Genomic DNA, 12,266 nt, shown 5'->3' on the forward strand with positions numbered 1-12,266 from the left:
ATATATTCAATAAATTGATAAAAATTTTTAAAGAATAAAGAAAAATATGTAGATTTTATTGAATTTTTAACCAGAATGTGATACTGTCTACATATAGTAAATACTTATAGCGTGTTAGTATTTATTTTGGAATTGGTTGGAGAAATTTTTCTTCAGCCTTTATTCTTTATATAGATAATTTAGAAGTTCGGATATATTAATTATTAGTTAGATATCTAAAGAAGTTGGGAGCTGTATCATTGATATGGCTCCTTTTTTGTTTGAGCGTATTCTATAAAAGGAATACAATCTCACTAAAGTTCGATTGCATAAGTTCAAGATACCAAATTTTAAATTTGGACTTTCATCTAAGCCTTAGATATTATTCTGAAATAGACAATAGAAACTCTTTGCGAAATTAAGTTAGGTCTGAATATATATCTAGAAATCAACAATTACTTAAAACATAGCCTAATTTTATTATGGAAAGTCATTATAAAAATACTATTGCCATCATATATTTCATATTAAAGATTAATAATTTTAGGAGGAGTATTTTTATAATGGATATTATAAGCAATATCTTACAATCATTTTTAACTCAAAATATTTTGGGGTATATTGGTGTTGGATTAATTTTAATAGTTATATCTTTAGGGGTTATTTATAACATAAGAGTTAAAGGTAAATATGAAAGACTCTTAAAGGATTTTCAAGAAAGTGAATGGGTAAATGTACCTAATAAAGATAATCAAAAAGAACTTAAATTTTTTAATAGTGAATTGAAATCAATGGCAGATGAATTTAGAAAAAGTGCAAATAAAGGAACTAACAATATAAATACAGAGGTTATAATTCAAAAAAATATAGAAGGAAAAATATTAAAAGAAGAAAGTATTGCTAATATATTACCTGCTATTTCAATAGCTCTAGGTCTTATAGGAACTTTTTTGGGACTTACAATTGCTATTATGACCACAACAGGGATTTTATCTAGTGGAACTCAAAGCATGGCTGATTTTTCAAGAAGTATGAATATGCCTTTAGATAGTATGTCTAGTGCTTTTTGGACTAGTATTGTAGGGGTTATAGGTTCAGTTACATTAAACTGTCTTAATATTAATCTAAAGAGAGCCAAAGAAGATTTTTATGATGTTTTTGAAGATTACTTAGATAATATACTTTTTTCTATTTATATGAAATCAGAGAAAGATATGATTTCTGATTTTATGAAGGGGGTTTTAGGAGAACTTTCAGTAAAATTAGATGACTTATTTAATAGAGGAATAAACAATCTAGTTCAAGGAATAAATAGAAATACATTAGATATGACAAATACTTTTAATGGAATGAATAAGCATATGAAAGACTTAGATAATATTGTAGCCGACTTTAGAATATCTGTAATGGGAATAAAAACTCCTATAAAGAGTTTTGGAGAGAGCATGGAAAAGTTTAATAGAATAAGTACTGAATTCTGTAATTCAGTAAGTGCTACAAATACTAAGTTTGCAACTGAAACAATAAAACTTAAAGATAGTTTTATTGAACTATCTAAGTCTATAAATGATAACAAGAGGGAAATAAATAAACTTTGTATGAGGTTAGAAGTTCAAAGTAATGAGGTTAGGAGAGGGTACAATACTTTTAATGATGCATTTAAAGTCATAAAGGAAGAACAAAATAAGAATAATCAGGTTGTATCTAATCAAATTGCAAGATTAAATGATGGTTATAAAGAGTTTGAGAGAGGAATAAACAAGTTTTCAGATAATGTTTCAAATATGAAAAATGAAGTAGCAAATGGAATATACTATGCTCTTCAAAGAGAAACACAAGAACTTTCATCTAATATAGTTGATAAATTAAATGTTCCTTTAAGAGATATAAGCTTAGCTACTGAGGAATTAAGTAGAAGTACAAATAGAAAAAGGGAGATGGGAAAATCAAACTCAGATTGGCAAAAAGATGGCAAAGAGATTGGTAGGTGTTAAAAATGAAGGTTAGAAGAAGAAAATATAAAACTGAACAAGAAGTTCCTTCTTATTGGCCTTCCTTTGTTGATATAATGACCACTGTTACCTTAGTTTTTTTCTTCATATTACTTACATCTATTGGGGTTTCTAGTATTTTTGTAGACAATATAGCTGCGGAAAGAGAAACGGTTTATGATAAAATTCAAGGGGAATTAAATCAGTATGCTGTTGATGAGGAAGTAATGAATTTTAACAGAGAAGAAGGAAAAATTGATATAAAAACAGAAACCTTTTTTGATAGTGATAGTGCAGTTTTAAAAGAGGATGGAAAGAAATTAGCAGCTGAACTAGGAGAGATATTTTATAAGCTTTTATCTAAGGAAGAAATAAAGAGAAAAATAGATTATATAGAAATTGTTGGACATACTGATTTTGCTGGAGGAACAATCCACGGAAGAAAATTATCTACTGAAAGAGCAATTAGCTTTTTAAATGAAATGATGCCAGAAGATAGTAAACTTGAAGATCTTCATGGAGAGAAATTTAAAGCATCAGGTATGTCTGAGTTTGAAAACTATTCTTCTAAAGAGGAAAGAGATAGAGGGTATGACGAGTATGATATAAATGAGACTAAAAAAGATAGACGTATTGAAGTTCGTATGGTATTTAATAATGAAGATTTAGAAGAGGCAATAAGAGATAGAAATGAGTAAAAGAAAATTAGTTTTATAATAAAAAATATAGTTATAATCATGAATATATATATGTTGTATTAAAACTTTATTTAATAAAACTTATAAATATATTCCGAGAATTACTAGATTTCACTAAGAATTTATAGCTATTATTACGAAGAATTTGCTGAAGCTTCGAAACTCCCTTCGGTCAAACAGTCTCAGCTTCTTAACGCAAATTTTTCTACGTAATAGCTTAAATTCTAAAGCTCATCTAGATATTCTCTTCATACTATTTATAAGTTTTATTTTAAGTTACTTTTGATACAGCTCCTTTTTTGAATAAGTAATTATTAACTTATTTAGTAGGCTCCATATTTTTATCAATTTTAACAACAAGATTTAATTTTGTAGAATTTATATATTCCATAAATTCATTTTCATTTAAGGGTTTAGAAAAATAATATCCTTGAACAACATCAAATCCTAATCTACTAAATAATTTGAAATCTTCATAGGTCTCTACACCTTCTATAACTGAAGTAACATTTAATTTTTTTGCTAATATAGATATAAATTCAATAACAGCTATTTTATTAGGAGTTCTTGCATCAATAACAAACTCTCTAGGAACTTTTAATTCATCAAAATATAAACTTGATATTTGGCTAAGAGAAGAATAGCCTGTTCCAAAGTCATCTATTGAAATACAAATTCCATTTGATCTAAGCTGATTTATATAGGCTATTGTTCTAGTATTATTATTTAATGAAACATTTTCTAAAATTTCGGCTGTTATTAAATTGGGTGGAATACGGTGCTTTCTATAAATATGAAGTATATGGCAAATTTTATCGTAAGATTTTAATGTGTTTAAAGAAAGATTAACACTACACTTAAGTTTAATATTTTGTTTTAGTAAACTTCTTTGAAATTCACAAGCTTTTTTAAATACATACAAATCAAGGGATGATATTTCTCCTAAATTCTCTGCAATAGGAATAAATTTAGTAGGAGATATATATCCTAAGGTATCGTGTTTCCACCTTAGTAATGTTTCAAAACCAACAACTTTTAAGGTTTTTACAGAAATTTTAGGTTGAAAGACTAAATGGAATTTATTTGATAGAAGATCATCTTTAAAATCCTTCTTTAGTATGTTTGTATGCTCTAAATCTGTTTTAAGGTTATCATCATACATAAGTATTGCGTTATTAGATACTTTAAGTTTTTTAGCTCTCATTAAAGCATAATCTGCTTCTTGAATTAATAAATCTAAATTAACATTAGATTCATTTAGTGAATAACCAACATTAAAATTGATATGTATAATATCAGCATTATGTTTTACATTTATATCTTCAAAGTTATGAAGAAATTTTAAAATAGAATCAACTTGATCTATTCTAGACATTAGAGCGAAATCATTTCCACTATATCTACAATATAGGATGTCTTTTCCTAATAGAGACTTAAGTTCTTTAAGTTTGTTAGAAACTTCAACTAAAACTTTATCTCCAGCAATATGACCAAAAATATTATTTATATCTTTAAAGCTTTTTATATCTATAAAAAAGAGAGCATAGTTATTATGCTTAGATTCAAGTTGCTTTAAAAAATAGTTTCTACTATACATATTAGTTAAAAAATCAATTTCATTTGCTTTTTTAACGCTTTCAATCAATCTTAAATTATCTCTTCTTAAGATTACATCTCTAGATAGTAATAAAACCATAATAAGAAGTAGTATTATTAAACTTTCAAGTCCGTTTAAGTCTTTATTTATTATGGATGATGAAACTATATATATTGCAGCAAAGGTTACAGGAAAAATTCCTATGGTAACACTTATCCATGAATTATTTATATTCATATATGAATCATCTAGTAATCCTATATTAAAGCGGGTATCTTTTTCAATTGTTGAATAATAGATGCTAAGCAGTACTAGTATTGAGCTGAAGAAGTCTATAGCTACCCCTTGATATATATAATGAGAATAAAAAATTTCATTATTAAAATATGAGATTATATAACAATTAAGGATTGAAATATAAAAATATATAAGTAAAAGAAAACTACTTTTCTTATTATTTCTTAAATAAATTGTTTTTACAAAAATTAAGATTATAAGAAATCCTTCTAAGAAAATATATAAGCTATTAAGATTTAATAAAAATAAACTATAAATTGAATCATCTAAGAAGTATGTAGACGATAGGAAGTAATTAGAGTTCTCATAAATAATAAATGCAAAAGGTATAAATGTAAAAAATGAATCTCTAATTATGTAGTCTCTTAAAATCTTATATTGAAACATGTCCTTTATAAGAATATAAATCATGAAAATTAAAATTGCTGATAATAAAACTAACTTTATGTTCTTTAGTAAGAGTATTTTGTGAATTGGAAAATCTAAAATACCTAACAAATTCACAATTAAGTTCATTAAAAGTTGAATACTTTGAATAAGTATAAAGCTTAATTTTATTGTGTTAAGATGGCTTTTAGAGTGTCTGTATTTAAAAGAAAAAAATACTCCAATTACACATTGAAAAATCCAAAATGAAAATGCGATAGCCCATAATAAATAGTCAGGTAATATTTGGGGGTCGGTAAATACAGAAAATAATGTTATTCCTAGAACCACGAAACTAAAAATAATTTGGACTTTAAAAAAGAGTTTTATTTTATATAAAGGGTTTTCCGACATAGAAACCTCCAAAGACTTATTAAACTATATTTTTAGATTATTAATTAATCTTATTAAATAATTCATTAACATTTTATTAATAGAAATAATTTATGTCAAATAAGGAAAGTTTAAATAAAAGTGAAAATATAATCATAATCAATAGCATACTAAGTTTTATAAATAAATTAAGCTTACCAATGAATATTATTAAAGTTACTGAAATAAAGTTATGGTATACAGATATATTACTTATTTAATAAGGGTAGGAGGATATGTATGATCGATTATTTTAAAGAATTAAATGTTGAGATAGATGCCTCTGATAGTGAAGTGAAAAATGCCTATTTTAATATGACTAAAAAATACCCACCAGAAAAGTTCCCTAAGGAATATAGGGTTATAAGGGATGCTTATGAAACTTTAATAGATAAATCAAAGAGAGATGTTTATGTTTCTGAGGTATTTGATTCAGAGGTTAAAAAAATTCTTAATGAAGGAGTTGATTTAGCTAAGGATGAAAAATATGATTTAGCAATTTTAAACTTTGAAAAAGTTTTGCAGAAGTATCCTGATAATACAAAAGTTAAAAAGGATTTGGCATTGTGCTTAATGAAGGAAAGGAATTATAAAAAAAGCTCTAAGATTTTAAAAGAATTAGTTATAAGGGATCCTAACAATATAGAGTATTATAAGCTTTTGATAAATTCTTATTCAGAAAGTTACGATTTGAAAAATTTAGAAAGTGTTTTAAGGAAGAGTTTAAAATTAAAAAATGTAGAGGTGGATTTTTATTTAAAGCTATTTGAAATTTATAATGTAAGTGAATTAAGAGACTATACTAAGGCTATTAAAATTTTAAAAGAAGGCTTAGAAAATAAGAATATAGAATCTCAAAAATATAAATTATATCTAAAGCTTTTAGATTTATCTGATAGATTAGATTGTAAAAATGATTTCAATGAAACCTGCTCTTCATTAAGTGCTGTTACTTTAAAGGAAAATTATAAGGAAATAAAAACTTCAATTTTAGATTTATTATATAGGATTTTAAAAGAATTTCACTTCAAAAATGGAGTAAAACTTACATCTACAGCTTTAGTTTTAATAGATGAAAAAGAAGATATAGAAACCTTAGAAAAGATAATGAATTTTAGGAGATTATTCTTAGATCTTTGTAAAATCCATGATGATAGAGAAATAAATAGTGAATTTAAGAAACTTATTTATTATAAAGTTGTAAGTGAATTCTTAGGTGATGATCTTAAGTTTAATGAAGAATTTAAACAGATAAATAGTGATTTTTTCAATAAGTTTAATTTTGAAAATAATGAACTAATAAAGTCCATTGGAAGATTAAAGGAAGAGCATGAAAAAGTGTATTTAGGAACTAGAAATATTTGCAACGATGTTTTAAAGATATATAGTAAAATACAAAAAATAAATGGGAAAACTGAGGTGCCTAAAGAGCTTTATTCTAAAAGGAAAGAAGTTAGTAATGTGAAAAAGCTATTTAGAAAAGTAATAAATAGTTTTAAGGACAATTAGGATAAGGGGGTACTAATTTGAACTATGAAGAGGAATTAAAAAGTATTTGCGAAGAAAAAAGATATAATGAATTATTTATAGAAGATAAAGGGTTGAAAGAAATAAAAAACTCCATAAAAAAAATAGCAATACAAAATGAAAATATAAACCAGGATTATATTGAAGAAATTTATAGAATAGGAAATAGTCTTGAAGGAATTACAAGTTATATAAAACAAAAAAGTGAAGAAGAAGAGTTGCGGAGTAAAAAGATAAATAAAGAGTTAGAAATAAGGGAGAAAAGGTTCGTTAAAAGCTTAATTAACGTAATAGATAACATAAAATATATTTATGATTTTAGTTTGAAATCTGATAATGAGATGTTGGTTGAAGCTATGAGTAGTTTATTCAACATAGTAAAAAAAATAATGATAAATGTGGATATCCTTCTTATTGATGGAAAAGAAACTTTTTTTGATGAAAGCTTACATGAATGTGTTAGCACTATTTGGGATAACAATAGAAAAGACTATGAGATAACAGAAGTTTTAAAATTAGGATACATATATAAGGGAAAAGTTGAGAGAGTAGCTCAAGTAGTAGTAGTTAAAAATAAGGAGGATATATAATGGGAAAAATAATAGGAATTGATTTAGGGACAACCACTTCAGAAATAGCTTATGTTAAGGATGGTAAGCCATGTATTATAAGAAATGTTGAAGAGGGAGATGAACATGTTATTCCATCAGTAGTATCAATAGATGGAGATGAGATAAAGGTTGGTAAGAAAGCTAAGAATCAACTTTTATTAAAGCCCGAGTTAACAGTTTCAGAAGTAAAAAGAATTATGGGAACAGATGAAATTATAAGAATTCAAGATAAAGAATATAGACCAGAAGAGATTTCAGCTTTAATTTTAAAAAAGTTAAAAGAAGTAGCTGAATATTTTTTAGGGGAAGAGGTAGAGGAGGCTGTTATTACTGTTCCTGCTAACTTTAACGATATTCAAAGAAAAGCAACTAAAAATGCAGGAGAAATAGCTGGATTTAAGGTGGAAAGAATAATAAATGAACCTACTGCAGCAGCTATGGCTTATGGAGTAGATAATATAGATAAAAATGGAAATATATTAGTTTATGATTTTGGTGGCGGAACCTTTGATGTAACTATATTAGAAATGTTTGATGGAGTTTTAGATGTTAAGGTAAGTAGAGGTAATAATTACTTAGGCGGAAAAGACATTGATAATAAGTTAATAGATTATTTAGTAAGTGAATTTGAAAAATCAACAGGAATAAAGTTAGATGCATCAGATAGTAGAACCTTAGCTAGACTTAAAGAAGGAGTTGAAGAGGCTAAGAAAACTTTATCAAGCTCTAAAATGGCAGAAATAGTTTTACCTTATATTGGAGCAGATAAAGATAATAATCCAATAAATTTAGAAATGGTATTAACTAGAGAAGAGTTTGAAAATAATGTTAAAGAAATAATAGATTCAACTGAAGATATAGTAAATGAAGCCTTAGAGGATGCTAAGATTGTAGATGATGAAATAGATATAGTTTTATTAGTTGGCGGTTCAAGTAGAATACCTTATGTAAGAAATATGCTTGAAAAGAGATTTAAAGGAAAGATAGCAAGAGGGGTAAACCCAGATGAGGCAGTAGCTTTAGGAGCTTCAGTACAAGCTGCTATAAAGAATGATATTCCAGTTGGAGATTCAGGAACAATTATAGTTACAGATACTTGTAATTATACCTTGGGAGTAGCATTAAAAGGTGGAATATTCGATCCTATAATTGATAGAGACTCAAAATTACCTTCAAATGTAACAAAGAGATATTGCACAGTTATGGACGATCAAACAGAGGTGCTAGTAAGTGTTTATGAAGGAGAAAGTAGATACGTTAGCGACAACACATTAATAGATGAATTTATATTGTCAGGAATTCCTAAGGCTGATACTGGAAAGGAAAAGATTGATATAACTTTTGAGTATGATTTAAATGGAATTTTAAATGTTTCAGCAGAAATTCTTTCTACTGGAGATGAGATTTCAAAAATAATGTCTACAAGAGGCCTTTCAAAAGAAGAAGTTGAAGATCTTAGAGAAGTTGTTTCAAAAAATGATAATAAGGCAGACTTAGTTCCTTGGAAGTCAGATAACTTATTTAGATTAGTAGAACCTAATTTCAGGTTAGCAGAGAGAAAGATTCCAATGTTACCGAGTGCAGATAGAGAAAAACTTCAAGATATTATGAATGATATGAAGGAAGCTATCGTAGATAATGATAAAATGGCACTTATGAAGTTAGATGAAGAGCTTACAGATTTCTTATTTGATTTTGTTAATTAATATTGGGAGCATTTTATATGAATAATAGTGAAGAAGCTTTAGAAGTTATTTATAACAAGGCTTTAGATTTAGTAGCAAATAAAAGATTAAAAGATGGTGAAGAGTTATTAGAAAAAATTCATAAGACTGGAAATGTAAATATAGATACTCTAAATGTTTTGGGAATAATAAATTATCTATATTGTAATTTTAATGAGGCTAAAAAGTATTGGAGTGAAAGTTTAGAAATTTCATATGAGGATAATAGAGCGTTAGAATTTATTAATGATATAAATAGTGAAGAATTTAATTTAATAAAGGAAGAATATATAGAGTCTTTAAGTTTAGTAGAAAATAAAAATTATTTAGAAGCAATAAATTTATTAGAGGATATAGGAGATAAAAGAAAAGAGTTAATAGAAGTAAAAGAAATATTAGCTTTGCTCTATATGCTAATAAATGATAATGCTAAAGCTTTTAAAAATATAAGTAACGCCTTAGAATGTGATAATTCAAATTATAAGATAAAATCAATATACTATGAAATAAAAAATGATTTAGAAAAATTAAGTAATAACTATAAAGAAAATGATCCAGTAGTAGAATTTACTTTTTCTGAGGTAGTTTTAAATCTGATAATGATTTTGAATTATAAGATAAATTCTTTTTATGAAGAAGAGTTAGCTTATAAGAATGAAGAAATAAGTAAACTTCTTAAGGAAGTTGAACTTAACAGATTAGAGATTGAAAGCTTAAAAAAAGAAAATGTAGAGTATAATATTTAGCAAAAAAGCTGTATTAGATTCACTTTAAAATAAGGTTTATAATTTGAAACTTTATTTTATGGTGGAGTTTGATACAGCTTATTTATTTTATTTAACATAGAGTTTCCAATTTTGTAAAAATACGTTTAGAGATTTCTTATAAAATGTAATAATAAAGGAGTGAAGATATGAGTAAGGGAAAAATAATAAAGATAACTTTTATAACTATATTTTTTGTGTTTTTAGCTATTGTAGGTTTAGGAATGTGGGGTGTTTCTAACTTTATAGGAAAGATGGAAAAAATACAACTAGATGAAAAAAACTTAGGTGTAAATGAAGAGGTTAATAAAAATATAACTAATATAGCCTTATTTGGTATAGATGATGAAGATGGACAAGGTCGTTCTGACTCTATAATGATTTTAACAATAGATGAATTGCATAAAAAATTAAAGCTAACATCAATTATGAGAGATTCTTATGTTGAAATTCCAGGTAGAGAAGGTAAGGATAAGATAAATCACGCTTATGCTTTCGGAGGAGCAGAGTTAGCTATAAAGACATTAAATCAAAATTTTGGACTTAATATAAAGGATTTTATGGCTGTAAAAATGGAATCATTACCTGTGATAGTTGATAAATTAGGTGGAGTAGATATAAACATACAAGAAGATGAAGTAGATTTTATTAATGGAGTTGATTCTTCTGGTGTATATAATTTAAATGGAGAACAAGCTTTAGCCTATGCAAGAATAAGATATACAGATGGAGGGGACGCTAGAAGAACTGAGAGACAAAGGAATATACTAAATTCTATATTTGAGAAATTAAAGTTAACTCCTCTAGAAGAGTATCCAAGTATAATAGGTGAGTTTTTACCTTATATACAGACTAGTTTAGGTACTGGTGAAGTTCTTTCAACGGCAACCACTTTTGCAACACTTATACCTAATGGATTAGAGCAGGCTAGATTTCCACGGGATAAGGATATAGAAAACATAGAAGTTAATGGAATATATTATTTGGATTTTGATAATGAAGTTGTAAAGGATGAAATTAAAAACTATATTTTTGAGAATAAATTAGATTAAGTCGAATCTGTATCAAAATTTAAAACTAAATATAATAGAAATTAAGTATTTTAAGTTATTTATTCTGTAGACAAAAGGACTTTTTTAAAAAAGTCCTTTTAATATTTTATATAATTAATAAAAGTAAAAGATTTGAATAATAAAAGACATCTTTATAGAAACTTTTACATATTAATCATACAGTTATTAATTCTTGTTTCTTATTTAATTAAAATATGTATTATCAATATTTAATATGTAAAATACTGGGGTGACATAGAGGTGTTATTTGATTTTATATTATGGTAAAATATTCATGTAAAAATGAAGCTAAGGGTGAGTTTATTTAAGGAAGGATTATATTCCTTATTTAAGTTTTTAAAAGAAAAATAAGTTAATAAGAAAAACAATAGAAAAATTAAGGTGTTTCTTTTAAGGAGGAAAATCATGATAGACATACATTCACATATAATACCTAATATAGATGATGGATCTAAAAGTTATGAGATGTCTTTAGAAATGTTAAAAAGAGCTGAAGAATCAGGAACTAAAAAAATAATTGCAACTCCTCATTTTTTTAAAGGTTATTGGACAGAAAGCTATAGTAGTATAAAAAATAAAGTTAATGAGTTAAATAGATTAGCTAAAGAAAATAATTTAAATATTGAAATTTATCCTGGACAAGAGGTATTTTTCAATAATTATATATTAGAGGATTATAAACTTAATGAAATTGGAACATTAGCAGAATCAAGATATATGCTTATAGAGTTTCCTATGGATAAAATAAATTTTCAGAAGGCTATAGATACAATATATGAACTTAAGATAAAAGGAATAACACCAGTAATTGCTCATCCAGAGAGATATATGGATTTTATAAATGATCCAGAAAAGATAAATCAATTTATTGATGAAGGATATTTATTTCAATTAAATGGCGGGAGTATTACAGGTTTATTTGGAAAAGAAATAAAGAAAACAGCAGAGACTTTCTTGGAAAATAACATATATAGTTTTATAGGGTCTGATGCTCATAGTAATGGAAATAGAAATACTAGTTTAAGAGAAGCTTGTGAAGTGATTAATAGAATAAGTAGAGGAGCAAGCAAAAGATTTGAAGCTACTGGGCTTGCTTTGATGAATGACGAAAAAGTAGAGTTTCAAGGACAAAAAGTTAAGAAAAAGAAACGAGGACTTTTTTCTTTTTTTAAAAGATAGTTAGAAATAAAGAGTAACATCAATTAAG

9 protein-coding genes are annotated in these 12,266 nt (G+C 26.1%); 8 read left to right on the forward strand and 1 reads right to left on the reverse strand.

The window, feature by feature from the left end; all coding sequences use genetic code 11:
* Positions 1–542 precede the first annotated feature (542 nt).
* On the forward strand, positions 543–1,973 hold the full coding sequence (locus tag AC2A4K_RS01585; protein ID WP_322505303.1) for a CXorf38 family protein: 1,431 nt from the start codon (positions 543–545) through the stop codon (positions 1,971–1,973).
* 2 nt (positions 1,974–1,975) lie between these two features.
* Positions 1,976–2,668: an OmpA/MotB family protein gene (locus tag AC2A4K_RS01590; RefSeq protein WP_322505302.1), complete on the forward strand. Its 693-nt coding sequence runs from the start codon at positions 1,976–1,978 to the stop codon at positions 2,666–2,668.
* Between the two features lie 319 nt (positions 2,669–2,987).
* Here the strand turns inward: AC2A4K_RS01590 and AC2A4K_RS01595 are convergent, their stop codons facing one another.
* On the reverse strand, positions 2,988–4,502 hold the full coding sequence (locus tag AC2A4K_RS01595; RefSeq protein WP_322505301.1) for a putative bifunctional diguanylate cyclase/phosphodiesterase: 1,515 nt from the start codon (positions 4,500–4,502) through the stop codon (positions 2,988–2,990).
* Between the two features lie 1,098 nt (positions 4,503–5,600).
* On the opposite strand from AC2A4K_RS01595, the gene AC2A4K_RS01600 reads away from it, so the two are divergent.
* From AC2A4K_RS01600 to AC2A4K_RS01625, 6 genes are all read left to right on the forward strand, one after another.
* Entirely contained in the window at positions 5,601–6,869 is a 1,269-nt protein-coding gene (locus AC2A4K_RS01600; protein ID WP_322505300.1) for a tetratricopeptide repeat protein, read from the forward strand.
* 17 nt (positions 6,870–6,886) lie between these two features.
* Positions 6,887–7,477 (forward strand): nucleotide exchange factor GrpE, encoded by a 591-nt coding sequence (grpE, locus tag AC2A4K_RS01605; RefSeq protein WP_322505299.1) that lies wholly within the window; start codon positions 6,887–6,889, stop codon positions 7,475–7,477.
* Entirely contained in the window at positions 7,477–9,204 is a 1,728-nt protein-coding gene (locus tag AC2A4K_RS01610; RefSeq protein ID WP_322505298.1) for an Hsp70 family protein, read from the forward strand. Before grpE ends, AC2A4K_RS01610 begins: the two co-directional genes overlap by 1 nt.
* Before the next feature lie 17 nt (positions 9,205–9,221).
* Positions 9,222–9,968: a V-type ATP synthase subunit I domain-containing protein gene (locus tag AC2A4K_RS01615; protein WP_322505297.1), complete on the forward strand. Its 747-nt coding sequence runs from the start codon at positions 9,222–9,224 to the stop codon at positions 9,966–9,968.
* Between the two features lie 167 nt (positions 9,969–10,135).
* Positions 10,136–11,038, forward strand: a complete 903-nt coding sequence (locus AC2A4K_RS01620) for an LCP family protein (RefSeq protein ID WP_322505296.1) — start codon at positions 10,136–10,138, stop codon at positions 11,036–11,038.
* A gap of 426 nt (positions 11,039–11,464) precedes the next feature.
* Complete coding sequence (locus tag AC2A4K_RS01625; RefSeq protein ID WP_322505295.1) at positions 11,465–12,238, forward strand: tyrosine-protein phosphatase; 774 nt, start codon at positions 11,465–11,467, stop codon at positions 12,236–12,238.
* The last annotated feature ends 28 nt before the right edge of the window (positions 12,239–12,266 follow it).

The sequence above is a fragment of the Clostridium sp. LIBA-8841 genome, from assembly GCF_057782475.1.

Bases quoted from the DNA above. Each gene is read 5' to 3' on its own strand.
- AC2A4K_RS01585 (WP_322505303.1), top strand. From the start codon at position 543: ATGGATATTATAAGCAATATCTTACAATCATTTTTAACTCAAAATATT.
- AC2A4K_RS01615 (WP_322505297.1), top strand. From the start codon at position 9,222: ATGAATAATAGTGAAGAAGCTTTAGAAGTTATTTATAACAAGGCTTTA.
- AC2A4K_RS01620 (WP_322505296.1), top strand. From the start codon at position 10,136: ATGAGTAAGGGAAAAATAATAAAGATAACTTTTATAACTATATTTTTT.
- AC2A4K_RS01590 (WP_322505302.1), top strand. From the start codon at position 1,976: ATGAAGGTTAGAAGAAGAAAATATAAAACTGAACAAGAAGTTCCTTCT.
- AC2A4K_RS01595 (WP_322505301.1), bottom strand. From the start codon at position 4,502: ATGAATATAAATAATTCATGGATAAGTGTTACCATAGGAATTTTTCCT.
- AC2A4K_RS01600 (WP_322505300.1), top strand. From the start codon at position 5,601: ATGATCGATTATTTTAAAGAATTAAATGTTGAGATAGATGCCTCTGAT.
- AC2A4K_RS01625 (WP_322505295.1), top strand. From the start codon at position 11,465: ATGATAGACATACATTCACATATAATACCTAATATAGATGATGGATCT.
- AC2A4K_RS01610 (WP_322505298.1), top strand. From the start codon at position 7,477: ATGGGAAAAATAATAGGAATTGATTTAGGGACAACCACTTCAGAAATA.